Below are 23,354 nucleotides of genomic sequence, written 5' to 3' on the forward strand. Positions count from 1 at the left end.
AGCCCTGCTCGGCGGAGGCGTCCTGCTCGGCCGGCCCCCCAGTCGCCGACGGCCTCGGCGGGCAGGCCGCCCGGGGCGACGTCCCACGGCTCCACACGGCCGCCGTCGCGCACATCGACCTCGCCCACCCCCGCGCCGGACAACAGCGCGGCCAGCACGGCACCCACCCGGCCCGCACCCCGGACCTGCACGCGCAGGCCGCGCCGGGCCGCCAGACGCCCGATCGCCTCGCCCGGTTCGCGCGTGACCAGGGAGAGCGAGGCCAGATCGGGTGCCAGCCGGTCCATGACCTCCTTCTTCTCCCTCAGCGCGTCCGCCTCCGCGCCGCCGCCCCGGACGTCGTCGAGGAGCCCCGCCCGGGCCAGCCGCTCCACAAGGCGGTCCACATGACCGTCGGGCAGATCCATGCGCCGCCCCTCCTCGCGCAGAAGGGGCAGTCCGCGCGTGCCGTTGAGCAGCTCCAGGAAGCTGCCCGTCGCGGTGTCCACCGGGCCCAGTGTCAGCGCGTGCGCCGGTGTCATCCCGAACTGCACGGTGTTGAGATCACGCCAGCCGCGCCGGAGCGCGGGTTTCACCATCGGATGCATGCGAGCCCCCGTAGCCCGAAGAACGAAGTGAGTGCCAGCATGCCCGCCTCCGCCGGCCGGCGCCGAAAGTTGTCCACAGGCTGGGGATGTTTGTCGTACAAGCATGACGCCGGGTGAGGCGTCCGCAGGGAACTGTTCCGGACCCGGGACTTCCCGCACCCGCACCCGGTGACGTCGGGGTGTGTCCGCCGATCCACCGTGCCGCGCCGGGACGCCCCGGCGCGGCAAGACGACCCCGCCGCCCGGCCTTCCGGCGGCGGGCGCGATCGAGGTCCGCAGGAGCGCCCGTCGCCGCCGGACGGTCTCCGCGTACCGCGAGGGCGATCGCACCATTGTGCTGATTCCTGCCCGGATGTCCGAGGCGGAGGAGCGGCGCTGGGTGACCGTCATGCTCGACAAGCCGGCCGCGCGGGAGAGCCGGCACCCGCTCGGTGACGCGGAGCTCGCCGAGCGGGCCGAGCGGCTGTCGGCCCGGTTCCTCGACGGCCGGGCCCGGCCCGCCTCGGTGCGCTGGGTCACCCACCAGAACACACGCTGGGGCTCGTGCGCACCGGCGGAGGGCAGCATCCGGCTCTCGCACCGTCTGCGGGGGATGCCCGAGTACGTCGTGGACTACGTCCTCCTGCACGAGCTCGCCCATCTGCTGGTCCCCGGTCACGGCCCCGACTTCTGGCGACTGCTGGAGGCCTGTCCGCGCACCGAGCGGGCCCGGGGCTGCCTCGAGGGAGTGGCCGCCGCCGGACGGCTGCCGCAGGGGCCGGACGCCCGCGGCGAGTGACCCCGGCCCCCGGGATCCCGGAGGACTCCACCGGACCACCGGACCGGGGCTGTGTACCGGATCTGTACCGACTTCATCCGATGTCAGGGTTTGCGGTTAGCCTGACCCGACGTACTCGCACTTCGGTATGGGGGACGGTCGTTGCGTATGCCCAGGGAATTCCAGCGCGGCCACAAGGCCAGGCTCAGTGACCTGACCGCGGGCACGGATCTGTACGTGGGCGTGCAGATCTCGGCTCCCGGACTGACCTTCGACATCAGCTGCTTCGGGCTGGACGCCGACGAACGCCTCTCGGACGACCGGTACTTCGTCTTCTACAACCAGCCGAAATCCCCCGAGGAAGCCATCCAGCTGCTGGGGCCGCAGGCGGGCGACACGGAGTCCTTCCGGGTCACGCTCGAGAAGATCCCGCCGCACATCCGGAAGCTGTCGTTCACCGCGACCATCGACGGCGCCGGACAGATGTCGCAGATCAACCCCGGTTACCTGCGCATCGTGGCGGGCGGCGAGGAGGTGGCCCGGTACGCGTTCGACGGCTCGGAGTTCTCCACCGAGCGGGCCGTGATGCTGGGCGACCTCTACTTCAAGGACGTATGGCGGTTCGCGGCCGTCGGCCAGGGCTTCGACGGCGGCCTCGAGGCGCTGCTGAAGAACTTCGGCGGCGAGGTCCTGGAGGAGGAGAGCGCCCCCGCCCAGGACCCGCAGCAGCAGTCCGGTGCGGCCCCGGGCTTCGCCCCGCCCGCCCAGGCCGCCCCGCCTCCGCCGTTCGCCGTTCCCTCCGGACCCTCCGCTCCGGTCACCCCCGCCGCACCCGCGCCGGCCCCGGCGGCTCCCGCGCCCCAGCCCGCCCCGCAGGGCTTCGCGCCGCCACCGGGAGCCACCCCACCGCCCGCGCCCCCAGGGGCCACCCCGCCGCCGCCCGCACCCCAGACGCACGCCGCGCCGACGGTCGTCGCCCCCATGACCCCGCCCGGCGGCACCGTGCCGCCGCCCGCCCCGGCGCCCGCGCCGTACGGGCACCCCGGCCAGCAGCCGCCGTACGGTCCTCCTCACGGGCAGACCCCGCCGCCCGGCCACCCCCAGCCCCAGGTGCCGCAGACCCCGCCCCCGGGCTACGGGCAGCAGCCGCCGCCGTTCGGACAGGTCCCCGGCCAGGGCGCGCCCCACGGCACCCCGCAGGGCACCGCCCAGGCCGCCGGTGTGGCCGGGGCACTGCAGCTCTACAAGGAGAAGCCCGCCGGTCAGCGCTGGACGCTGCAGAACAGCAAGCTGATCCGCGCCGACCTCGGCACGGGAGGCGAGCCGGTGCTGGCCCGGCAGGGCAGCATGGTGCTCTACCAGGGCAAGGTCGACTTCAGCTACAAGGGCGCCGGCTTCATGGGCCGGATCGTGGGCAACGCCACCGGCCAGGAGATGCAGCTGATGCGCTGCACCGGCCAGGGCCAGGTGTTCTTCGCCGAGAACTCCGCCCATCTGCACCCCGTCGAGCTCCAGGGCGACGCCATCTGCGTCTCCGCCGAGAACGTCCTCGCCTTCGACGAGAGCCTGCGGTACGAGGTGCGCCGCATCGACGGACACGGCATCCCCGGCGGTGCCCTGTTCACCATGCAGTTCCAGGGCACCGGCACGGTCGTCGTCAAGACGCACGGCAAGCCCGTCGTCCTGCCCGTGACACCGACGACGTTCGTCGACTCCAACGCCGTCGTCGCCTGGTCGGCCGCCGCCCAGGTGATCGTCTCCAGCCAGGTGCGCATGCGCCGCGGCGCCTACCCCGGCGCCACCGGAGAGGGCGTCAACCTCCAGTTCCGGGCCGCCCCCGGCAACTTCGTCGTCGTCCAGCCCTACGAGGTCTGATAGGGAGCCCGTCATGAACCAGCCGCTCGCGGGCTACGCCCCCGCACCTGTCACCGCCCGCATGGAGAACCACGGCAGCCACATGCTGAAGGTCGCCATGCAGACCGGGAACGACCTCTTCGCGCGCGCGGGGTCGATGGTCGCCTACGAGGGCTTCATCCGGTACGAGCCCAACCCGGCCGCCGTGCGCCAGATCGCACGCGACTGGATCACCGGCGAGGGCGCCCCGCTGATGAGGTGCTCCGGCGACGGACTGCTCTACCTCGCCGACTACGGGGCCGACGTCGTCGTCATCAACCTGGCCGGTGACGCCATCTCCGTCAACGCCACCAATCTGCTGGCCTTCGACGCCCATCTGACCTGGGGCGTCGAGCGGGTCAAGGGACTGGCCAAGTTCGCCGGACAGGGCCTGTGGAACACCACGATCTCCGGGCAGGGCTGGGTCGCGCTGACCTCCCGGGGCGAACCGATCGTCGTCGACTGCGGCGACGGAGAGAACGAGACCTACGTCGACCCGGACGCGCTCATCGCCTGGTCGCCGAACCTGAAGGTGAAGGGCAAGCGCAGCTTCAAGGCGCAGTCCCTGATCGGCCGGGGCAGCGGCGAGGCCTTCCAGATGGCCTTCTCCGGCCAGGGCATCGTCGTCGTCCAGCCCAGCGAGGACAGCACCGACCGCCTCCGGTTCCGGGGCTGAGGGGGAGACAGAACACCATGCAGAGCCCGCTTTTCGCCTTCAACGAGGTCCAGACCCAGGAGCGCTGGAGCCTGCAGAACGAGCAGATGCTGCGCGTCGCCCTGCAGGGGCACGACGACGTTCTCGCCCGCAAGGGCACGATGGTCGCCTACCAGGGCATGATCGAGTTCGACGCCGAGTACCGGAGCCAGGCCCAGGCGCGCACCCATGCGTACACCGGTGAGGGCCTGGACCTGATGCGCTGTCACGGGCAGGGCACGGTCTACTTCGCCAACCTCGCCCAGTACGTGCACATCATGGAGGTCGACCATGAGGGTCTGTCCGTCGACAGCAGCTATGTGCTGGCGATGGACTCCTCGCTGCACCACGAGGTCGTCGCCGTCGACAGCCTGTACGGCATCTCCGGCTCGGGGAAGTACCAGCTGAACATCACCGGCCACGGCCGGGTCGCCCTGATGACCTCGGGCGCGCCGCTGCTGATGCAGGTGACCCCCGACAAGTACGTCAGCTGTGACGCCGACGCGATCGTCGCCTGGTCCACCGGCCTGCGGGTGCAGATGCAGGCCCAGACGCACTCCGCCGGGGTGTGGCGGCGCCGCGGCACCACCGGTGAGGGCTGGGAGCTCAGCTTCATGGGCAGCGGGTACGTGCTCGTCCAGCCCAGCGAGCTGCTGCCGCCGCAGAACGCGATGACCGGGCAGGGCCTCGCCGCACAGTTCGGCATGGGCATGCAGGGAGCGCGGGGGCAGAACCCGGGAAACGTCTGGAGCTGATCCGGAACGCCGAGCCGGGACGAGACACGGAACAAGGCGCGAGGGGCGACCGTCACGACGGTCGCCCCTCGCCTCGTCGGAGCCCTCGGGACCCTCGGAGCCCTCAGAGCCTGGCGCGTGTCGCCTCCAGCAGCCGTACGACCGACTCGTCGGCCACGTCGGCCACCTCGTCGTAGGCGAACCAGCGCAGGTCCAGGGACTCGTCGCTGATCTTCTGGACCGCGCCGGGCGGGGCCAGGACGGCGTACTGGACGTCGAGGTGCCAGTGGCACGGCGGCGGGATCGTGTGGCGGTCCAGCCGCACCGGCCCGCCGGGCAGCGGCGCCAGGCCGGCGATGCCCGACTCCTCCGTGGCCTCCCGCAGGGCGGCGGCCTCCAGGGCGGTGTCGCCGGGTTCGCAGTGGCCGCCCATCTGCAGCCACATCCGCAGCTTCCGGTGCAGTGTCAGAAGCACCCGCTCGTGCTCGGGGTCGATCACAAGGGCGCTCGCGGTGATGTGGCCCGCGTGGCAGGCCTTCCACACACCGTCCGGATGCGCCGCCAGATGGTCCAGGTAGACCTGGCACAGCTCGGGCTGGTCCCCGTGCTCCTTGTACTCCTTCAGTACGAGGACCGCGTCGTCGTGGAGGCTCACTCGGTGCCGTCGCCCCCGTCGCCCCGGTCCCCCTTGTCGCCCTTGTCGCCCTCGTCGCCCTCGGCCTTCGCGTCCGGCGTGTCCGGCGCCTCTTCCCCGCCTTTTCCGCCCTTTCCGTCCTTTCCGTCCTTCTTCCGCAGGTCCGGCCCGGGCGCGGAGCCGCTCGCGGCCTCGCCGAGCATCTTGTCCAGCTCGGAGAAGTCCATCTGCTCACGGTGGACGAAGCCGTCGGGGTCGTCCAGGTCGGCGGCCGTCGGCAGCATGTCCGGGTGGGCCCACAGGGCGTCACGGCCGTCGATCCCGCGCGCGTCGGTGAGCGAGGCCCACAGACGGGAGGCGTCGCGCAGCCGGCGCGGACGCAGCTCCAGACCGATCAGCGTGGCGAACGTCTGCTCGGCCGGGCCGCCCGAGGCACGGCGCCGGCGCAGCGTCTCGCGCAGCGCGTCCGCGGACGTCAGACGCGGTTTCGCGGCCGCGTGCACCACCGCGTCCACCCAGCCCTCCACGAGCGCCAGGGCGGTCTCCAGGCGGGCCAGGGCGGCCTTCTGCTCGGGGGTGTCCTGCGGCTGGAACATGCCCTGCTGCAGGGCGTCCTGCAGCTGCTCGGGGTTCTGTGGGTCGAACTGGCCGACCACGTCCTCCAGCCGCGCGGTGTCGACCTTGATCCCGCGCGCGTACCCCTCGACCGCACCGAACAGGTGCGAGCGCAGCCACGGCACATGCGCGAACAGGCGCTGGTGGGCGGCCTCGCGCAGGGCGAGGTACAGCCGCACCTCGTCCATGGGCACGCCCAGGTCCCTGCCGAACACCTCGATGTTCACCGGCAGCAGCGCGGCCCTGCCGGCCGGGCCGAGCGGCAGGCCGATGTCGGTGGAGCCGACGACCTCGCCCGCCAGCACGCCGACAGCCTGTCCGATCTGCGTGCCGAACATGGCGCCGCCCATGGAGCGCATCATGCCGATCAGCGGGCCGGCCATGGCCTGCATCTCCTCCGGCAGCACGTCGGCCATGGCGTTGCCGACGCGCTCGGCGACCGGGTCGACGAGCTCCTGCCAGGCCGGCAGGGTCGCCTCGACCCACTCCGCGCGGGACCACGCCACCGCGGAGGCGGCCCCCGAGGGCAGGGACGTCACATCGTCCAGCCACAGGTCGGCCAGGCGGACGGCGTCCTGGACCGCGGTGCGCTCGGCGGGGCCGACGCTCGCGTCCTTGGTGCCGTCCGGGGTGCCGTGGGAGACCGTCTGGCGGGCGATCTGCTTGGCCATGTCCCAGTTCACCGGCCCGCCCTCGTAGGAGAGCATCTGGCCGAGCTGCTGGAACGCGGCGCCCAGGTCGCTGGGGTTCAGGGAGCCGAACACGGCTGCGAACGGGTTGTCGGCCCCGGGGCCGCCGAAGCCTCCGGCACCGGGCAGCCCGAAACCGAACGGATTGGCCGGTCCCTGCCCACCACCGCTCTGCTGGTCCTTCTTCTTGCCCTCGTCGCCGTCGTCCGGCTCCTCCGGCGGAAGGCCGAATCCGAATGGGGTGTCACTCACGGGATTCCTCGGCTGGTAGGGCCACCGGTTCCCTCCGGCGGCGCGGCTGCCCGACAACACCACCCAGCGTAGACACCGAGGGCCGTTCGAGCCTCAGTGCTCCGCCGGCAGAACGCCTGCGGCAGGATGGATGCCACCTGGTACGTACGCGTCCTTCGCGCCCGTATGGAACACAACCTCTGGAGACGCCCGGTGAGTTCCCCAGATCCGCAGGTTCGCGCAGCGCGAAACCATGAAAGCACCCCCGCCGCCCGAGGGCCCGTCGTCGCGGTCACCGGAGCCGCGAGCGGGGTGGGCGCGCTGCTCACCGAGCGGCTGGCCGCATCCGGCGAGATCAGGCGGGTCGTCGCCATCGACGAGCGGCGCGGGGAGTGCGCGGCGGCGCAGTGGCACATCCTCGACGTGCGGGACCCGGCGATCGCGGACAGGCTGCGCGGCGTGGACGTCGTGGTGCACCTGGCGCTCGACCTCAACCTGGGAACCGACCCGGCCGCGCGTACGGCCTACAACGTCCGGGGAACGCAGACCGTGCTGACCGCGGCCGCGGCGGCCGGGGTGCGCCGTGTGGTGCTCTGCACCTCCGCGATGGTGTACGGAGCCCTGCCGGACAACGAGCTGCCGCTGTCGGAGGACGCGGAGCTGAGGGCGACCGCCGAGGCGACCGGGGTCGGGGATCTGCTGGAGATCGAACGGCTGGCGCGCCGCGCGCCGCGGGCCCATCCGGGGCTGAATGTCACCGTCGTCCGGCCCGCCGTGCTGGTCGGAGGCACGGACACCGCGCTGACCAGGTACTTCGAGTCACCCCGGCTGCTGGTCGTGGCCGGGTCGCGGCCCGCGTGGCAGTTCTGCCACGTCGAGGACCTGTGCAGCGCGCTGGAGTACGCCGTGCTGGAGAAGGTCGAGGGGGAGCTGGCCGTCGGGTGCGACGGCTGGCTGGAGCAGGAGGAGGTCGAGGAGCTCAGCGGAATCCGGCGGATGGAGCTGCCGTCGGCGATCGCGCTGGGGGCGGCGGCCCGGCTGCACCGGATCGGGCTCACCCCGTCGCCGGCGGGGGACCTGGCGTACACGATGTACCCGTGGGTGGTGAGCGGGAGCCGGCTGCACGATGCCGGGTGGCGGCCGAAGTGGACGAACGAGGAGGTCCTCGCGGCGCTGCTGGAGGAGGTGTCCGGACGGCACACCGTCGCCGGGCGGCGGCTGGGACGGAAGGACGCGACGGCCGCGGGAGCCGCGGGGGCGACGGTCGCGCTGCTCGGTGCGGCAGCGGTCGTACGGCGGGCCCGGAAGGCCCGGCGGCGGATCTGAGGACGGCCGCCGGCAGGCGGTGCGGCACGCCGGCAGGCGGTGCGGCACGCCGGCAGGCGGTGCGGCACGCCGGCAGGTGGTGCGGCACGATGGAACCATGGCAGCCACCTGTGATCACCCCGGCGAGTACGCCGCCGACGAGCCCATCAAACTGATCGGCATCAGGGAGACCCCGCTCTCCGTGGACGAGGTCTTCAGGGCCGTGGGGGACGAGGCCGCCGGCGGGACCGCGCTGTTCGTGGGGACCGTACGGAACCACGACGGGGGCGCCGACGTCGAGGAGCTCGGATACTCCTGCCACCCCACCGCCGAGGCGGAGATGCGGCGGATCGCCGAGAAGGTCGTCGCCGAGTACCCGGTACGGGCGCTGGCGGCGGTGCACCGCGTGGGAGATCTGAAGGTGGGGGATCTCGCCGTCGTGGTCGGGGTGTCGTGTCCGCACCGGGCCGAGGCGTTCGAGGCCTGCCGAAAACTGATCGACGACCTCAAGCACCAGGTGCCGATCTGGAAGCACCAGAAGTTCTCCGACGGCACCGAGGAGTGGGTGGGCGCCTGCTGACTCGCCGGCATCCGCCGGCCTGCGTGCACCGGCCGGCCCGCGTGCACCCGTAGGCCCGTGAGCCTGCCGGCTCATGCGTGTCTGCTGCCCCGGATGCCTCTGCCGGCCCACGCATGTCTGCCGCCCCACACGTATCCGCTCATCCCACGCGTCCACCGGGCCCGCACTCCTTCGGCGTAGTTCCGGTTGCGTAACCGCACCCTGGACGTGAGCGTTGTCACTGCGGATGGTTAATCTGCTGATCAGTCAGTTGCCCTCATTCGGTCGGGGTTGGGAGGTCGGCATGGCGGCTCTCGCCTGGTTGCTGATTCCGTTTGTGGCCGCGATAGGCGCAGGACTGTGGGGGAGCTGGGCGAACCGAACCCGCAAGGCACGCAGCGACGGTCCCGAGCTGGACGGATATGCCCGATTCCGCGAGGCCATGGAGCGGACGCACTCCCGTACGTGAGTGAGGCTGCCCTGACGGTGCTCTGACAGGCGCGTCCCGTACTGTCGAGTCATGCCACGCCGCACCGCGACGATGCTCGCCTCCACACTGATGCTGATCGTGCTCCTGTGCGCGGGAGTCTTCCTTCCCGTGCCGTACTCGGAGATGTCTCCGGGACCGACGGTCAACACCCTCGGTGAGCACAACGGTGAGCCGGTGCTGCAGATCTCGGGGCACAAGACCTACCCGGCGGACGGCCATCTCAACATGACCACCGTCCGGGTCACCAGCGCTGACTACCGGATGAACCTCGTCGAGGCCATCTACGGCTGGCTGGCGCACAACAACAAGATCGTCCCGCACGACACGCTCTACCCCAACGGCAAGACGGAAGAGCAGTCGACGCAGGAGAACGCCGAGGAGTTCACCCAGTCCCAGGAGAGCGCCAAGGTCGCCGCACTGAAGGAGCTGGGTCTCCCGGTGCGGTCCTGGGTGATCGTCTCCACGGTCGTCAAGGGCACCCCTGCCCAGGGCAAGCTGCACGCGGGCGATGTCATCAAGGCCGTCGACGGCACGGAGGTCAAGCAGCCCTCCGACGTCGCCAAGCTGGTCACCAAGCACAAGCCCGGGCAGGACGTCGTCTTCACGATCGTGCCCGCCAAGGAGCAGGCCGCCGCCGAGAAGCAGCGCAGGACGGCAACCGTCACCAAGGACGTGACCATCACCACGGCGCAGTCCAACGACGCCGGCGCCAAGCGCGCCATCGTCGGGATCTCCGCCGGGACCGATCACACCTTCCCGTTCAAGATCGACATCAAGCTCGCCGACGTCGGCGGACCGAGCGCCGGACTGATGTTCGCTCTCGGCATCTACGACAAGCTCACCCCGGGCAGCCTGACCGGCGGCAAGTTCGTGGCCGGCACCGGGACGATCGACAACGACGGCAAGGTCGGTCCGATCGGCGGTATCGAGATGAAGATCGTCGGCGCGCACGACAAGGGCGCCCGGTTCTTCCTGACCCCCGCCGACAACTGCGCGTCCGCCGTCAAGGACACGCCTCCGGGGCTCACCCTCGTGAAGGTGAACACCCTGCGCGACGCCCTCGCCGCCCTGGAGGACATCCGCGGCGGCAACACCGCCGATCTGCCGAAGTGCACGACCAAGGGCTGACGGGCGGCGCCCCTCGGGGGCGGCGGGCGGTCACCGGCCCGCGAGGGGCCTCAGCCCTTGGACGCCATCCGGCCCTTGTCGGCTCTTATCGGTTCTTTTCGATGTAAATCAGCATCGATCGGCGTCGATCGGTATCGATCGGCGTCAGCCGCCGGTGCCGGCCGCCGGTGTCAGCCGCCGGTGCCGGCCGTCAGCACCGGCCGTCGGCACCGGTCCTCGCCGGCCCTCGCCGGCGGTCCCTGCCGGCCCTGAGCGCCGTCACTCCTCGAACGTCGCCGCCAGCGCCTCCGCCAGCCCCGGCACCAGGTTCGCGCCCGTGAGGACCTCCGTCGGGGAGTCCTTCTCCCGCAGCCGCAGAGCCGACTCCCGGGTGCCGTCGCGCAGGACCGCCACCGTCATGCGGACCTCCTGCCGCTCGGGGTGGTCCGCCACCCACTGCGCCAGCGCCGCCTCGTCCAGCCCCTTGGGGATCTGTTCCTCGGCGGACGGCGGCAGCATCAGGCGCTCCACGGTCAGCGCGCAGCCGGTCACCGTCTCGGGCCAGGCGATCGTGCCCAGGAACTCGTCGAGCGGCCGGTCCGTCGGGACCTCGTCCTGCTCGATCGGGGTGAAACCGGCGGCCCCCTGCTCGTCCCCCAGACCGAGCTGGGCCGCGAGGGCGGGTTCCTGGGCCCGCAGGCGTGCGGTGTCTACGAGCGCGAAGAGACGAGCGGGCTGATCCCAGCCGAGGCCGGAGGCGTACTCGTCGATCTCGAGCACGGCCCGGGTGAGCGGGCTCGCTGCCATGGGAGTGTTGGACATGGTCACAATCCTGCCTCGTTCTCGGCCGGAACCGGGAACTGAGTAAAGGGTGAGTAAGTTGCATAAGTGTGGGCCCACGTTCGCGGGGGCGCACCGTACGGTCCACGGACAGGGCCTGACGCAAACGAGACCCAATCCAACAGCGAACTTCGAGGTGCACACCCTTGGCTTTCCAGATGCCGGACCGCGGCGGAGGCCCGACAGGGCCGCGGATGAGAGTGGGCCGCCCGTCCCGGCGTGCCAGGACCCTGCTCATGACGCTGGGCGTCCTTGCCGGCCTCGGCATGGCGTTCGCCATGTTCGCGGGCTTCTGGACGGACTGGCTGTGGTACCGGTCGGTGCGTTATTCGTCCGTGTTCACCACCACGCTGTGGACCAAGATCGGCCTGTTCTTCGTCTTCGGCCTGCTGATGGCGGGCGTGGTCGGGTTCAACATCTGGCTCGCGCACCGGCTGCGGCCGCCGTTGAGCGCCATGTCGCTGGAGCAGCAGAGCCTGGACCGCTACCGGATGGGCATCGCGCCGTACAAGAAGTGGCTGTTGCTCGGCATCACGGCGCTGGTCGGCCTGGTCGCCGGGGCCTCCGCCGCGAGCCAGTGGCGGACCTGGCTGATGTGGGTCAACGGCGTGCCGTTCGGCAAGCGGGACCCGCAGTTCAACCTGGACGTCTCCTTCTACGCCTTCGACCTGCCCTGGTACCGGTTCCTGCTGGGCTTCGGCTTCGCCGCCACGATCCTGTCCCTGATCGCCGCGGCGCTCACCCACTACCTGTACGGCGGGCTGCGCGTCACCAGCCCCGGCACGCGTGCCACGGCCGCGGCCACCGGGCACCTGTCGGTACTGCTCGGCGTCTTCGTGGCGCTGAAGGCGGTGGCGTACTGGCTGGACCGCTACGGGCTGGCGGTGAAGTCCAGCGACTTCAAGGCGGCCGGCAACTGGACGGGGCTGAGGTACGTCGACGCCCACGCCTATCTGCCGGCCAAGACGATCCTGTTCTGCATCGCGGTCATCTGCGCGCTGCTGTTCTTCGCCACCCTGTGGCGGCGCACCTGGCAGCTGCCGGTCATCGGCTTCGGCCTGATGGTGTTCTCGGCCGTCCTCATCGGCGGCCTGTACCCGGCGATCGTGCAGAAGTTCCAGGTCCAGCCCAATGAGCAGGCCAAGGAAGCACCCTACGTCGCGAAGAACATCAAGGCGACGCGTGAGGCGTACGGCATCGACAACACCAAGGTGTCCGAGTACGCGGGCAAGAGCCAGACCGCGGACAAGACGAAGCTGCGCGACGAGGTCGAGAAGACCGTGAGCATCCGCATACTCGACCCGAACGTCGTCTCGCCGACGTTCCAGCAGCTCCAGCAGATCAGGAACTTCTACGGATTCCCGGCCAACCTGGACGTCGACCGCTACACCACCAAGGACGGCAGGAGCCAGGACACGGTCGTCGGCCTGCGCGAGCTGAACCTCGACGGCATCCCGAAGAAGAACTGGATCAACAACCATTTCCGCTACACCCACGGCTACGGCGTCGTCGCGGCCAAGGGCGCCGAGGCCAACGACAACGGCCAGCCGTCCTTCATCGAGTCCGACCTGCCCTCCACCGGCGAGCTGGGGAAGTACGAGCAGCGGATCTACTACGGCGAGAAGACCACCACGTACTCGATCGTCGGCGGCCCCCAGAAGGAGGTCGACTACTCCGACGACAGCGGTGAGAAGACCACCCGCTACCAGGGCAACAGCGGTGTCAGCCTCTCCAACCCGGTCAACCGGGCCGCGTACGCGGTGGCGTTCGGCGAGCCGCAGATCCTCTACTCCGGCGCGATCGGCGAGGGGTCGCGGATCCTGTACAACCGCACGCCCAAGGAGCGCGTCGAGGCGGTGGCGCCCTGGCTGACCATCGACGGCGACGCCTACCCGGCGGTGGTCGACGGCCGTATCCAGTGGATCGTCGACGCCTACACGACGACGAACGGCTACCCGTACTCCTCCCGTACGACGCTGGGGGACACCACGGCCGACTCGCTGACGTTCAACAACAACCAGCGCGCGGTGGTGGCCCAGCAGAACCAGGTCAACTACATCCGCAACTCGGTGAAGGCGACCGTCGACGCCTACAGCGGCGAGGTCAAGCTGTACGAGTGGGACACCGAGGACCCGGTCCTGAAGACCTGGATGAAGGCGTTCCCCGGCACGGTCGAGCCCCGGGAGAACATCTCGCCGGCGCTGATGGAGCACCTGCGCTACCCGCAGGACCTGTTCAAGGTCCAGCGTGAGCTGCTCACCCGCTACCACGTGCAGGACGCGCAGACCTTCCTCAGCGGCAGCGAGGTGTGGCAGGTGCCGGACGACCCGACCACCAAGTCGGGCAACGCGGTGCCGCCGTACTACCTGACCATGAAGATGCCCGACCAGGAGTCCCAGGCGTTCTCGCTGACGACGACGTTCACGCCGACGGGCCGGGACAACCTGAGCGCCTTCATGGCGGTCGACGCCGAGGCGGGCACGCCCGGCTACGGCCAGATCAGGATCCTGAAGCTGCCGGCGAGCACCACGGTCGGCGGTCCCAAGCAGGTGCAGAGCCAGTTCAACTCCAACTCGCAGCAGAACATCGCCGAGTTCGTCCGGCTCATCCGGGGCGGTGACTCGGAGATCGAGTACGGCAACCTGCTGACCGTCCCGCTGGACGGCGGGCTGCTCTACGTGGAGCCGGTCTACGTGCGCGGCGGACAGCTGAAGTACCCGCTGATGCGGAAGGTGCTGGTGACCTACGACGGTGTCACCGCGTTCGAGAACACCCTCGACGAGGCCCTCGACAAGGTCTTCGGCACCTCGGGTTCGGCACCGCCGCCGTCCGAGGACACCGGGACCGGCGAGACCCCGCCGCCCCCGGCGAGCGGCAACCCGACGGTCCAGCAGGCGCTGAAGGACGCGCAGAAGGCCTTCGACGCGGGGCAGGAGGCCCTGAAGAAGGGCGACTGGCAGGCCTACGGCCAGGCGCAGAAGGACCTTCAGGACGCGCTGAAGCGGGCCGCGGAGGCGCAGGCGCAGGCGGAGAAGTCCGGCGGCGGTGACAAGAACGCCGACAAGAGCACCGACAAGAGCACCGACAAGAACGCCGACGAGAGCGCCGGCGAGAACGCCGGCGGAGGCGACGCCAACACACCGGCGACGCAGCAGAGTTCGGGCGCCGGTCCCGGCGCGGTCGACGGCTGACCGCTCCGGCCGAGCCGAGGAAGGGCCCGGATCCGTGCCGTGGATCCGGGCCCTTCGCGGTGTACGAACGCATGTGCCGACATGTTCTGCGGCCGCGCCACCGTGGGGAGTTGGGCCGTCTGTGTTTGACTTGTCTCTCTGTGGGCATGTCGACAAAACGCTGAAGTGACCTCACTGACTGCGGTATACCAGGTGTACCCAGGTTGCAGGTGGTGCGACGATGGACGTTATGGGGGACAAGGCAACTCTGTTCGAGACGGGGCGATTTGTACGGGCTTCCGACTCCGAGGGGACCGGAAGCGACGATCGGGACGAGACCGGAGTGGCCGCCGAGGAGGTCGCGGAACTGGCACGTCGTCGCCTCGCCGCGGAGTCGGGGGACGTCGAGGCCATGAGCGTCCTGGGGGCCATGCTGCTGCGCCGCGGCGATCTCGACGGAGCCGAACCCCATCTGCGGGCCGCCACCGCGGCCGGTGACCGCGCCGCCGCCAACAACCTGGGAGTCCTTCTCCATCAGCGGGGATACGCCGACGAGGCCGCCGGATGGTGGCGGATCGCCGCCGTCGCCGGATCCGCGGCGGCCGCGCACGCGCTCGGGCGCCACCACCGTGAGCGCGGCGACGAGCCCGCCGCCGAGTACTGGCTGCGCCAGTCCGCCGAGCAGGGGCACGTCCTCGGTGCCTACGCGCTCGCCGACCTGCTGGAGCACCGCGGTGACGCCGAGGCCGAGCGCTGGATGCGGGCCGCCGCCGAGCGAGGCCACCGGGAGGCCGGGTACCGGCTGGCACGGACACTGGAGCGGCGGGCCGCGCGACGGGCCGCCGGTGACGACGTCGTCGCCCTCAGAACGGAGGCCGAGCAGTGGTACCGGCAGGCCGCCGCACGCGGGCACCGCCGGGCCGCGCTGCACCTCGGCGCGATCCTGGAGAAGCGCGGCGAGATCGAGGAGGCCGGCCGCTGGTACCTGACCGCCGCCAAGGACGGCGAGGTGCGGGCCGCCTGCGCACTCGGATTCCTGCTGAGGGACGCCGGCGACCTCGAGGGCGCCGCCGCGTGGTGGCTGCGGGCCGCGCAGAACGGCGACGGCAACGCGGCGAACGCGCTGGGCGCCCTGCACGCCGAGCGCGGCGAGACACAGACCGCCGAGCGGTGGTACCGGGCGGCGATGGACGCGGGCGACATCAACGGCGCCTACAACCTCGGGCTGCTCTGCGCCGAGCAGGGCCGGATCACCCAGGCCGAGCAGTGGTACCGGCGCGCGGCCTACGCCGGGCACCGGGAGGCGGCGAACGCACTCGCCGTCCTGCTGATGCAGGGCGGCGACACCGGCGGTGCCGAGCCGTGGTTCTCCAAGGCGGCCGAGGCCGGCAGCGTCGACGCCGCGTTCAACCTGGGAATTCTCTACGCGGGGCGGGAGCTGGAGCCCGAGGCCCTGCGCTGGTACGAGCGGGCGGCGGCCGCCGGGCACACGGAGGCGGCGCTGCAGGTGGGGATCGCTCGGCTGCGCGCGGGGGACGAGCAGGAGGCCGAGCGGTACCTGCGGTGCGCGGCCGGCGGCGGCAGCGCGGAGGCCGCGTACCGGCTGGCCACCCTGCTCGACGCCCGCCGGCCGCCGGCGGGCGCGCACGAGCTCGGCGAGCCCGCGTTCCGTGACAAGACCGAGTGCGAGGAGTGGTACGAGCGGGCGGCCTCCCAGGGGCACCGGCGCGCACAGGTCCGGGTCGGGATGCTGGCCGCGGCCCGCGGGGACGTGGTGGAGGCGGCACGCTGGTACCGGACGGCGGCGGAGGCCGGCTCCAGCAACGGTGCGTTCAACCTGGGGCTGCTGCTCGCCCGGGAGGGCAGCGAGCCGGAGGCCGCCGTGTGGTGGGAACGGGCCGCCGACGCCGGGCATGGACGGGCGGCGCTCCGGCTCGCCCTGGTCCACGCGCGCCGGGGCGAGCTGTCCGAGGGCCAGCGGTGGGCCGACCGGGCCGTGGAGCTGGGGCCGGCGGCGGTCGCCGAGCGGGCGGCGCGGCTGCGGGACGCACTGCGCGAGGAGCTGTCGGCGTGACCTTTGGGGCATGATCCGCGGCATGGCGTCACGGAGCGTGACACAGGAGTGGTGCACGGAATGTTGTGTGCACGCAGAATGCGACGCAGGGGGGCGAGGGCGCGGGGCGGATGTACGCGATGTGACGTACATCGCGCCGCGCGCGGCCCGGGTGATTTGCTTCTCTCCCCGTCGTTCACGTAATGTTGCAGTCGTCGACGCGGGGTGGAGCAGCTCGGTAGCTCGCTGGGCTCATAACCCAGAGGTCGCAGGTTCAAATCCTGTCCCCGCTACTGAAGGCCGAGGGCCGGAATCCGATCGAGGATTCCGGCCCTCGGTGTTTCCGGCGCGGCCTTCCGGCGCCGCCGCACGCGTCACGAGAGAACGAAAGAACCCCGGCACCTCGACGGTGCCGGGGTCCCCGCGAACCTCACAGGCCGCGGAAGGCGTCGTCGCGGTCAGGACGCCGCGCACTTCGGACACAGGCCGCGGTACGTCACCTCGACGTCCGAGACCGTGAAGCCGAAGCGCTCCGAGTCGGGCAGGTCGGCCAGCGGATTGCCGTTCGGGTGGACGTCACGGATCGTGCCGCAGCCGGAGCAGATCAGATGGTGGTGCGGCCGGTGGGCGTTGGGGTCGTACCGCTTGGCGCGCTTGTCCGTGGTCACCTCGAGGACCTCGCCGAGGGAGACCAGCTCGCCCAGCGTGTTGTAGACGGTTGCGCGAGAGATCTCGGGCAGCTTCGCGACGGCCCGCGCATGAACCTCGTCGGCCGTCAGATGAACGTGCTCACCATCGAGTACCTCGGCCACGACGCGCCGCTGCGCGGTCATGCGCCACCCGCGTCCACGCAGCCGTTCCAGAAGGTCACTCATGCGGACCAGCCTAACAGCAGGGGAATAGCCCCCCGAATGGGTGTGACTTTGGAGTTTTGCTTGACTTTGACGCTGTCCAGCGTGAGGTCGATCCCGGCGGCGGTCAAGAGAAGCGACCGGACGTCCGGCCGGGAGCCGGACCGCCTGCCGTGGCGGGCAGGCCGGGTTCCTCCGGGGCCGGCCCGCCGTCGTGTCCGCCGGGACCGGAACGTCAGGGTCCCGCCGGAGCCATCAGGCCGGTATCCGAGTCGCCTGCTGCCGGGCCGTCACCCAGCAGCGGATGATGTCGCGGACGGAGACGATCCCCGTCGGCTCGCCGCCGTCCAGGACGATCAGATGCCGGAAGCCGCCGTGCGTCATGGCCCGGGCCGCTTCCTCCAGGGTCCACGTCGGAGCGGCGAACACCACGTCGGTGGTGGTGTGGGCGTGCGCGTGCTCGGTGTCCGGGTTCTGGCCCAGGCCGACGGAGTTGAGGATGTCGCGTTCGGTGAGGATGCCGATGCCCCCGGCGTCGGGGTCGTAGACCACGGCGGCGCCGACGCGGCGCGCGGACATCAGGGCCGCCGCCTGGCGGAGGGTGTGCGTGGGGCCGATGGTGAGAACCACGGTGCTCATGGCGTCACGGACGAGCATGGCTGGAGCCACCTCCTCGGGGAATCCGGATAGTTCGCGGATTCACAAATTCACAAGTGGGGGGACTCTCAGAGTCGCAGGCAAAGCGGGAGCCAACAAGAGGGCACGCGCGGCTCGTCGGGGAGCACGCGGGGCACCGGGCGTTTCTCAGTGGCGCCGGTTGAGGTACTCCAGCATCTCGTCGTGCAGCAGTCCGTTGGACGCCGCCGCGTTGCCGCTGTGCGGGCCGGGGCGGCCGTCCAGTCCGGTGAAGGTGCCGCCGGCCTCGGTGACGATGATCGCGTTGGCGGCCATGTCCCACAGGGACAGCTCGGGTTCGGCGCAGAGGTCGACCGAACCCTCGGCGACCATCATGTACGGCCAGAAGTCGCCGTACGCGCGCGTGCGCCACACCGCACGGGTCAGGTCCAGAAAGCCGTCCAGGCGGCCCTGCTCCTCCCAGCCGCTGAGCGAGGAGTACGCGAAGGAGGCGTCCGCGAGTTTCGCCACGCGCGAGACCCGCAGCCTGCTCGCCTTCGTCAGGCCGCGGCCGGTGAAGGCGCCGTGGCCCCGCGCGGCCCACCAGCGGCGGCCGAGCGCGGGCGCGGAGACGACACCGACGACGGGCTGGTAGCCGCCCTCGGATGCCTCCATCAGGGCGATGAGCGTCGCCCAGACGGGTACACCGCGGACGTAGTTCTTGGTGCCGTCGATCGGGTCGACGACCCAGCGGCGGGGTCCGGTGCCCTCGATGCCGTACTCCTCGCCGAGGATCGCGTCGCGGGGGCGGGCGCGCTGCAGCTGGCCGCGGATGAGCTCCTCCGCCGCCTTGTCCGCCTCGCTGACAGGGGTCATGTCCGGCTTCGTCTCGACTTCGAGGTCGAGGGCCTTGAAGCGTTCCATGGTCGCGGCGTCGGCGGCGTCGGCGAGAACGTGGGCCAGACGCAGGTCATCGAGGTAGTCGGACATGTAAGGCACGGTATCCGCCCCACGGGTGCGGGGCTACCGGGGGTGTGGGTACGGCGGTGCACGTGAGTGGAGCAAGGGGCGGTTCGGGGGTGGGCCGCCGGCCGCGGGACGGTGCTCCTCCACAACCCGTCATGCGCCCTTGACACTGTGTTCCCCTACGTCAAATCTGGGCCCAGAGTTGCTCCGCCCCAGGGAGGCGATGATGCCTGCAGCCCGGGAGTCCCTGCTGGACGCCGCCCGTACGGCGCTGCTGCGCCGGCCGTGGTCCGACGTGCGGATGGTGGACGTGGCCGCGGCGGCCGGAGTCTCCCGGCAGACGCTCTACAACGAGTTCGGCAGCAAGGAGGGACTCGCCCGCGCGCTCGTCAGAAGAGAGGCGGACGGCTGTCTCGCCGGCGTCGAACGCGCTCTCGCCACCCAGGGGGACACATGCGAACGGCTCGTCGCCGTCGCCGAGTGGATCGTGTCGGCAGCCCGTGACAACGCGCTGATGAGAGCGGTGCTCACCGGCTGCTGGAGTGAGCGGCTGCCCGCGCCCACGCTCTCGGCGGTGCCGTCCTCCTCCGTGGTGCCGGCGCAGCGCAGGGCGGACGGCCCGCTGCCGTCGCCCGAGGACCTGGCGGCGGCCGTCCGCGACCGTGCCGTGGCCCTGCTGTCCGCGCCCGGTGCTTCCGGGGCGGAGACCGCCGACCTGGCCCGCACCTGTGAACTGGTGCTCCGTCTCGCCCTGTCGTGCGTGATGGTGCCACCGGGCGAGGGCGGGGTCGCCGGACTCGTCCGCGGTGCCCTGCACCGCCGGCCCGCCTGATCCGCCCGGGGGCCGGACGGGCCCTCAGTGCGCGGAACCGGACAGCTGCAGCCCGATCACGCCGATGATGACCAGGCTGATCGAGACGATCTTCAGGGTGGAGACCAGGTCGCCGAGGAAGACCATGCCGTAGATCGCGGTGCCCGTCGCACCGATGCCGGTCCACACCGCGTACGCCGGTCCCACGTCGAGCTTCTTCAACGACAGGGTGAGCAGCCCGAAACTGCCCAGCGCGAAGACACAGAAGCCGATGGTGGGCCAGAGCCTGGTGAAACCGTGCGACAGCTTCAGGCACACGGCGAAGCCCGTCTCGAGCAACCCGGCCACAATGACCAGCAGCCACGCCATGTGCTGTCCTCCCGTGGGTCCGCGCGCCGTGACCGCTCGATCGCGTTCGGGGCAGGTCCCCCGTCCGGCTCCGAGCGATTATGCACGTGCCGGACCATGCCCGTGCAAACAACGCGAAGGCCTCGGCGGAGGTCAGTCGCCCTCCTTGCGCTCCCGCGAGGCCAGCAGCCGGCGCAGCGAGTGCAGACGCGCCGGGTCCGCGTGGCCCTCGGCGACCCACTCGTCCAGCGCGCAGTCCGGCTCGTCGTGGCTGCAGGCGCGCGGGCACCCCTCCGTGCCCGGCTCCAGGTCGGGGAAGGCGTGGATGACCCGGGACGGGTCGACGTGCGCGAGGCCGAACGACCGTACGCCCGGGGTGTCGACGACCCAGCCGGGCGCGCCCTTCAGCGGCAGTGCGAGCGCCGAGGTCGTGGTGTGCCGGCCGCGGCCGGTCACCGCGTTCACCCGGCCCGTCTCCCGCCGCCTCTCCTCGGCCACCAGCGCGTTGACGAGCGTGGTCTTGCCGACGCCGGAATGACCGACGAACGCCGTGATCCTTCCGGCCAGGTGCTCGCGCACCCGGTCCGCCGCGTCCCCCTTCTCCAGCTCCTCGCGGTTGATGACGACATGGGGGATGTCCAGCGTGCCGTACAGCTCCAGGAGCTTGTCCGGCGGGGCCAGGTCCGACTTGGTCATGACCAGGAGCGGGTCCAGGCCGCCGTCGTACGCCGCCACCAGGCACCGGTCGATCAGACGCGGGCGCGGCTCGGGGTCGGCGAGCGCGGTGACGATGGCCAGCTGGTCGGCGTTGGCCACGACCACGCGCTCGTACGGGTCGTCGTCGTCCGCCGTGCGCCGCAGGACGGAGGTGCGCTCCTCGATGCGGACGATGCGCGCGAGGGTGTCCTTCTTCCCGGACAGGTCGCCGACCAGGGCGACCCGGTCACCCACGACGGCGGCCTTGCGGCCCAGTTCGCGGGCCTTCATCGCGACGACCGTACGACCGTCGACCAGGCAGGTCAGACGGCCCCGGTCGACGGTGAGCACCATGCCCTCGACGGCATTTTCGTGCTTCGGACGGATGTTCGTACGTGGTCGGCTGCCCCGGCGGCCCGGGCGGATGCGGATGTCGTCCTCGTCGGTGTGCTTGCCGTAGCGCCGCATGGCGTGTCCCCCGCGCCCTTACTCCCCGAGCATCCCGGTCCACAGTTCGGGGAAGTCCGGCATGGTCTTCGAGGTGGTCGCCACGTTCTCGATCTGTACGCCCTTCACGACCAGGCCGATGATCGCACCGGCGGTTGCCATGCGGTGGTCCTCGTAGGTGTGGAAGATCCCGCCGTGCAGCGGGCGCGGACGGATGTGCAGGCCGTCGGCCGTCTCGGTCACGTCGCCGCCGAGCGCGTTGATCTCCTTGGTCAGAGCGGCCAGCCGGTCGGTCTCGTGCAGCCGCAGATGGGCCACGCCCCGCAGGGTCGAGGGCGAGTCCGCGAGGGCGGCGACGGCCGCGATGCCCGGGGTCAGCTCGCCGACCTCGCCCAGGTCGACGTCGATGCCGTGCACGGCACCCGAACCGGTGAACACCAGACCGTGGTCGGTGAGCTCGCAGGAACCACCCATCTCGGTGAAGATCTCCCGCAGCCGGTCGCCCGGCTGGGTCGTCCGGGCCGGCCAGTCGGGGATGACGACCCTGCCGCCGGTCACCAGCGCAGCCGCGAGGAAGGGCTGGGCGTTGGACAGGTCCGGCTCCACGGTCAGGTCCCGGCCCAGCAGGGCACCCGGGGTGACCCGCCACACGTTCGGCTCGCCGCCCGACTCGGGGGTGTCCACCTGGGCGCCGACCGCGCGCAGCATGTCCACCGTCATCCGGATGTGCGGCATCGACGGCAGCGTCGGACCGGTGTGCCGGACCTCCACGCCCTGGTTGAAGCGGGGCGCGGACAGCAGCAGGGCGCTGACGAACTGGGACGAGGAGGAGGCGTCGATCTCCACCGGGCCGCCGTCCAGCGCGCCGCTGCCGTGCACGGTCATCGGCAGCGCTCCCCGGCCGTCGTCGTCGATCCGGGCGCCCAGGGCGCGCAGCGCGTCGATGACCCCGTGCAGCGGACGCTCGTGCGACCGGGGGTCGCCGTCGAAGCGGACGGGGCCGTCGGCCAGCGCGGCGACCGGCGGCAGGAAGCGCATCACGGTGCCCGCGTTGCCGACGTCGACCGTGGCCGGGCCGTGCAGACCCGCGGGGATCACCCGCCAGACCTCTCCGGTGCCGTCCGGGCCGACGCCCTCCTCGATGCCCACACCCATCGCCCGCAGGCCGCCCGCCATCAGCAGCGTGTCCCGGGAGCGCAGCGGGCGGCGCAGCCAGCCCGGCTCGGAGGCGAGGGCGGCGAGGACCAGGGCGCGGTTGGTGACGGACTTGGACCCCGGCACGTGGACCGTCGCATCGACGGCTCCGCTCGCGTGCGGGGCGGGCCAGAGGGCGGAGGGCGCGGGGTTCGGAAGCATGGCCCCCACTCTATAAGGAGGCGGTCGGACCGCCCGTCGGCCGATCCGGCGGGTGATCACACCTCCAGCAGCCAGCGGCCGCCGCCGATCAGCGAGCACAGCGACACCGCGTGGAACAGGAACAGCCACAGTCCCGCCGGTACGTGCGTCAGCCGCGACAGCTGGTCCGCGTCCGAGTCCCCGGCACCCCCTCGGGACCGCTTGGCCTGCAGCTCGAAGGCCGGACGCACCCCGCCGAACAGCAGGAACCACACCACCGCGTACGCGAACGCCGCCTGCACCTGGGGCCCGGCCAGCCAGGACACCAGCAGGAACGTGCCGCCGGTGAGGATCACGGTGAGTGCCCCGTACGCGTTGCGGATCATCACCAGCATCGCCATCAGCAGCGCCGTGGCCGCCCACAGCAGCAGCGTGATGCGCCCGGCGGCGAGCAGGGCCGCACCGCCCAGGCCCAGCAGCGGGGGAGCGGTGTAGCCGGAGGCCGCGGTGAGGATCATGCCGATGCCGTACGGCTTGCCGCGGCTGACGGTCAGGCCGCTGGTGTCGGAGTGCAGACGTATCCCGGTCAGCGTGCGGCCGGTGAGCAGTGCCACCAGTCCGTGGCCGCCCTCGTGCGCGATGGTGATCGCGTTGCGGGAGACGCGCCACAGACGGTGCGGGACGACCGCGGCGAGCGCGGCGACCGCTGTGGCGATCACCACCCACAGGTCGGGGTCGGGCTGGGTACCGGTCAACCGGTCCCAGAGATCGGGCAGCGCGGTGGCGGCGGTGCTGGCCATGGTTCCCAGTGGCTCCCTGTCCTCGAAGTCCTCGAAGCGACGCGCAGTGAATAGGAGTCGGCGCGCAGCGCCGTCGTTGTGAGGTTGTGAGTTGTGGTGGTCGGGTGACGGGTCAGTAGGGGTCGGC

Annotated in this window: 21 protein-coding genes and 1 tRNA gene; 11 read left to right on the top strand and 11 right to left on the bottom strand. The window is 71.4% G+C overall.

Annotated elements, in window-relative coordinates:
• The coding region (locus ABD224_RS16945; protein WP_344050555.1) for a ThiF family adenylyltransferase at nt 1–587 on the bottom strand (587 nt) is incomplete at its 3' end.
• 181 nt (nt 588–768) lie between these two features.
• Here ABD224_RS16945 and ABD224_RS16950 point away from each other — a divergent pair.
• The 4 genes from ABD224_RS16950 (at nt 769) to ABD224_RS16965 (ending at nt 4,686) form a co-directional block, all read left to right on the top strand.
• Nucleotides 769–1,365, top strand: a complete 597-nt coding sequence (locus tag ABD224_RS16950; RefSeq protein WP_344050558.1) for a M48 metallopeptidase family protein — start codon at nt 769–771, stop codon at nt 1,363–1,365.
• A gap of 147 nt (nt 1,366–1,512) precedes the next feature.
• The gene (locus ABD224_RS16955; protein WP_344050560.1) at nt 1,513–3,219 is read left to right on the top strand and encodes a TerD family protein; all 1,707 of its coding nucleotides are present in this window, start codon (nt 1,513–1,515) and stop codon (nt 3,217–3,219) included.
• A gap of 13 nt (nt 3,220–3,232) precedes the next feature.
• Nucleotides 3,233–3,913, top strand: a complete 681-nt coding sequence (locus ABD224_RS16960) for an AIM24 family protein (protein WP_344050562.1) — start codon at nt 3,233–3,235, stop codon at nt 3,911–3,913.
• Nucleotides 3,914–3,930: 17 nt separating this feature from the next.
• Nucleotides 3,931–4,686, top strand: a complete 756-nt coding sequence (locus ABD224_RS16965; RefSeq protein WP_344050564.1) for an AIM24 family protein — start codon at nt 3,931–3,933, stop codon at nt 4,684–4,686.
• Nucleotides 4,687–4,789: 103 nt separating this feature from the next.
• On the opposite strand, the gene ABD224_RS16970 is transcribed toward ABD224_RS16965, so the two are convergent.
• Together ABD224_RS16970 and ABD224_RS16975 are read right to left on the bottom strand one after the other, a co-directional pair.
• Nucleotides 4,790–5,320 carry an NUDIX hydrolase gene (locus tag ABD224_RS16970; RefSeq protein WP_344050566.1) on the bottom strand — a complete coding sequence of 177 codons (531 nt, stop codon included), beginning with the start codon at nt 5,318–5,320 and terminating at the stop codon, nt 4,790–4,792.
• Complete coding sequence (locus ABD224_RS16975) at nt 5,317–6,855, bottom strand: zinc-dependent metalloprotease (RefSeq protein ID WP_344050568.1); 1,539 nt, start codon at nt 6,853–6,855, stop codon at nt 5,317–5,319. The genes ABD224_RS16970 and ABD224_RS16975 overlap by 4 nt, the downstream gene beginning before the upstream one ends.
• A gap of 192 nt (nt 6,856–7,047) precedes the next feature.
• Between ABD224_RS16975 and ABD224_RS16980 the strand changes: the two genes are divergently transcribed.
• From ABD224_RS16980 to ABD224_RS16990, 3 genes are all read left to right on the top strand, one after another.
• Nucleotides 7,048–8,160: an SDR family oxidoreductase gene (locus ABD224_RS16980; RefSeq protein WP_344050570.1), complete on the top strand. Its 1,113-nt coding sequence runs from the start codon at nt 7,048–7,050 to the stop codon at nt 8,158–8,160.
• Between the two features lie 97 nt (nt 8,161–8,257).
• Entirely contained in the window at nt 8,258–8,719 is a 462-nt protein-coding gene (locus ABD224_RS16985; RefSeq protein WP_344050572.1) for a molybdenum cofactor biosynthesis protein MoaE, read from the top strand.
• A gap of 499 nt (nt 8,720–9,218) precedes the next feature.
• Nucleotides 9,219–10,316: a YlbL family protein gene (locus ABD224_RS16990; RefSeq protein ID WP_344050574.1), complete on the top strand. Its 1,098-nt coding sequence runs from the start codon at nt 9,219–9,221 to the stop codon at nt 10,314–10,316.
• A gap of 258 nt (nt 10,317–10,574) precedes the next feature.
• On the opposite strand, the gene ABD224_RS16995 is transcribed toward ABD224_RS16990, so the two are convergent.
• On the bottom strand, nt 10,575–11,117 hold the full coding sequence (locus ABD224_RS16995) for a PPA1309 family protein (RefSeq protein WP_344050576.1): 543 nt from the start codon (nt 11,115–11,117) through the stop codon (nt 10,575–10,577).
• 176 nt (nt 11,118–11,293) lie between these two features.
• Here ABD224_RS16995 and ABD224_RS17000 point away from each other — a divergent pair, with 176 nt between their 5' ends.
• From ABD224_RS17000 to ABD224_RS17010, 3 genes are all read left to right on the top strand, one after another.
• Nucleotides 11,294–14,326, top strand: coding sequence for a UPF0182 family membrane protein (locus ABD224_RS17000; protein ID WP_344050702.1), 3,033 nt, complete (start codon nt 11,294–11,296; stop codon nt 14,324–14,326).
• Between the two features lie 220 nt (nt 14,327–14,546).
• Nucleotides 14,547–16,379 (top strand): tetratricopeptide repeat protein, encoded by a 1,833-nt coding sequence (locus ABD224_RS17005; protein ID WP_344050578.1) that lies wholly within the window; start codon nt 14,547–14,549, stop codon nt 16,377–16,379.
• Nucleotides 16,380–16,577: 198 nt separating this feature from the next.
• Nucleotides 16,578–16,651 (top strand) — tRNA-Met (locus ABD224_RS17010).
• A gap of 165 nt (nt 16,652–16,816) precedes the next feature.
• On the opposite strand, the gene ABD224_RS17015 is transcribed toward ABD224_RS17010, so the two are convergent.
• From ABD224_RS17015 to hisN, 3 genes are all read right to left on the bottom strand, one after another.
• The gene (locus tag ABD224_RS17015) at nt 16,817–17,233 is read right to left on the bottom strand and encodes a Fur family transcriptional regulator (protein WP_344050580.1); all 417 of its coding nucleotides are present in this window, start codon (nt 17,231–17,233) and stop codon (nt 16,817–16,819) included.
• A gap of 231 nt (nt 17,234–17,464) precedes the next feature.
• Nucleotides 17,465–17,866, bottom strand: coding sequence for a CBS domain-containing protein (locus ABD224_RS17020; protein WP_344050582.1), 402 nt, complete (start codon nt 17,864–17,866; stop codon nt 17,465–17,467).
• Between the two features lie 147 nt (nt 17,867–18,013).
• Complete coding sequence (gene hisN, locus ABD224_RS17025; RefSeq protein WP_344050584.1) at nt 18,014–18,814, bottom strand: histidinol-phosphatase; 801 nt, start codon at nt 18,812–18,814, stop codon at nt 18,014–18,016.
• A 199-nt stretch (nt 18,815–19,013) separates the two neighbouring features.
• Here hisN and ABD224_RS17030 point away from each other — a divergent pair, with 199 nt between their 5' ends.
• Entirely contained in the window at nt 19,014–19,622 is a 609-nt protein-coding gene (locus tag ABD224_RS17030; protein ID WP_344050586.1) for a TetR/AcrR family transcriptional regulator, read from the top strand.
• Nucleotides 19,623–19,646: 24 nt separating this feature from the next.
• Here ABD224_RS17030 and ABD224_RS17035 read toward each other — a convergent pair whose 3' ends face one another.
• From ABD224_RS17035 to ABD224_RS17050, 4 genes are all read right to left on the bottom strand, one after another.
• Nucleotides 19,647–19,970 (bottom strand): DMT family transporter, encoded by a 324-nt coding sequence (locus tag ABD224_RS17035; protein WP_067391600.1) that lies wholly within the window; start codon nt 19,968–19,970, stop codon nt 19,647–19,649.
• 132 nt (nt 19,971–20,102) lie between these two features.
• Nucleotides 20,103–21,113 (bottom strand): ribosome small subunit-dependent GTPase A, encoded by a 1,011-nt coding sequence (gene rsgA, locus ABD224_RS17040; RefSeq protein ID WP_344050589.1) that lies wholly within the window; start codon nt 21,111–21,113, stop codon nt 20,103–20,105.
• Nucleotides 21,114–21,131: 18 nt separating this feature from the next.
• A complete protein-coding gene (aroA, locus tag ABD224_RS17045) occupies nt 21,132–22,448 on the bottom strand; it encodes a 3-phosphoshikimate 1-carboxyvinyltransferase (RefSeq protein WP_344050592.1) in 1,317 nt (438 codons plus the stop codon).
• 56 nt (nt 22,449–22,504) lie between these two features.
• Complete coding sequence (locus tag ABD224_RS17050; protein WP_344050594.1) at nt 22,505–23,227, bottom strand: M50 family metallopeptidase; 723 nt, start codon at nt 23,225–23,227, stop codon at nt 22,505–22,507.
• Nucleotides 23,228–23,354 lie beyond the last annotated feature (127 nt).

The sequence above is a fragment of the Streptomyces thermoalcalitolerans genome, from assembly GCF_039525155.1.
Taxonomy (GTDB): domain Bacteria; phylum Actinomycetota; class Actinomycetes; order Streptomycetales; family Streptomycetaceae; genus Streptomyces; species Streptomyces thermovulgaris.

Excerpts from the sequence above, each read along its gene's own strand:
- ABD224_RS16955 (WP_344050560.1), top strand. The coding sequence starts at position 1,513 with ATGCCCAGGGAATTCCAGCGCGGCCACAAGGCCAGGCTCAGTGACCTG.
- ABD224_RS16960 (WP_344050562.1), top strand. The coding sequence starts at position 3,233 with ATGAACCAGCCGCTCGCGGGCTACGCCCCCGCACCTGTCACCGCCCGC.
- ABD224_RS16965 (WP_344050564.1), top strand. The coding sequence starts at position 3,931 with ATGCAGAGCCCGCTTTTCGCCTTCAACGAGGTCCAGACCCAGGAGCGC.
- ABD224_RS16985 (WP_344050572.1), top strand. The coding sequence starts at position 8,258 with ATGGCAGCCACCTGTGATCACCCCGGCGAGTACGCCGCCGACGAGCCC.
- ABD224_RS16990 (WP_344050574.1), top strand. The coding sequence starts at position 9,219 with ATGCCACGCCGCACCGCGACGATGCTCGCCTCCACACTGATGCTGATC.
- ABD224_RS16995 (WP_344050576.1), bottom strand. The coding sequence starts at position 11,117 with ATGTCCAACACTCCCATGGCAGCGAGCCCGCTCACCCGGGCCGTGCTC.
- ABD224_RS17000 (WP_344050702.1), top strand. The coding sequence starts at position 11,294 with ATGCCGGACCGCGGCGGAGGCCCGACAGGGCCGCGGATGAGAGTGGGC.
- ABD224_RS17005 (WP_344050578.1), top strand. The coding sequence starts at position 14,547 with ATGGACGTTATGGGGGACAAGGCAACTCTGTTCGAGACGGGGCGATTT.
- ABD224_RS17015 (WP_344050580.1), bottom strand. The coding sequence starts at position 17,233 with ATGAGTGACCTTCTGGAACGGCTGCGTGGACGCGGGTGGCGCATGACC.
- ABD224_RS17020 (WP_344050582.1), bottom strand. The coding sequence starts at position 17,866 with ATGCTCGTCCGTGACGCCATGAGCACCGTGGTTCTCACCATCGGCCCC.
- hisN (WP_344050584.1), bottom strand. The coding sequence starts at position 18,814 with ATGTCCGACTACCTCGATGACCTGCGTCTGGCCCACGTTCTCGCCGAC.
- ABD224_RS17030 (WP_344050586.1), top strand. The coding sequence starts at position 19,014 with ATGATGCCTGCAGCCCGGGAGTCCCTGCTGGACGCCGCCCGTACGGCG.
- ABD224_RS17035 (WP_067391600.1), bottom strand. The coding sequence starts at position 19,970 with ATGGCGTGGCTGCTGGTCATTGTGGCCGGGTTGCTCGAGACGGGCTTC.
- rsgA (WP_344050589.1), bottom strand. The coding sequence starts at position 21,113 with ATGCGGCGCTACGGCAAGCACACCGACGAGGACGACATCCGCATCCGC.
- aroA (WP_344050592.1), bottom strand. The coding sequence starts at position 22,448 with ATGCTTCCGAACCCCGCGCCCTCCGCCCTCTGGCCCGCCCCGCACGCG.
- ABD224_RS17050 (WP_344050594.1), bottom strand. The coding sequence starts at position 23,227 with ATGGCCAGCACCGCCGCCACCGCGCTGCCCGATCTCTGGGACCGGTTG.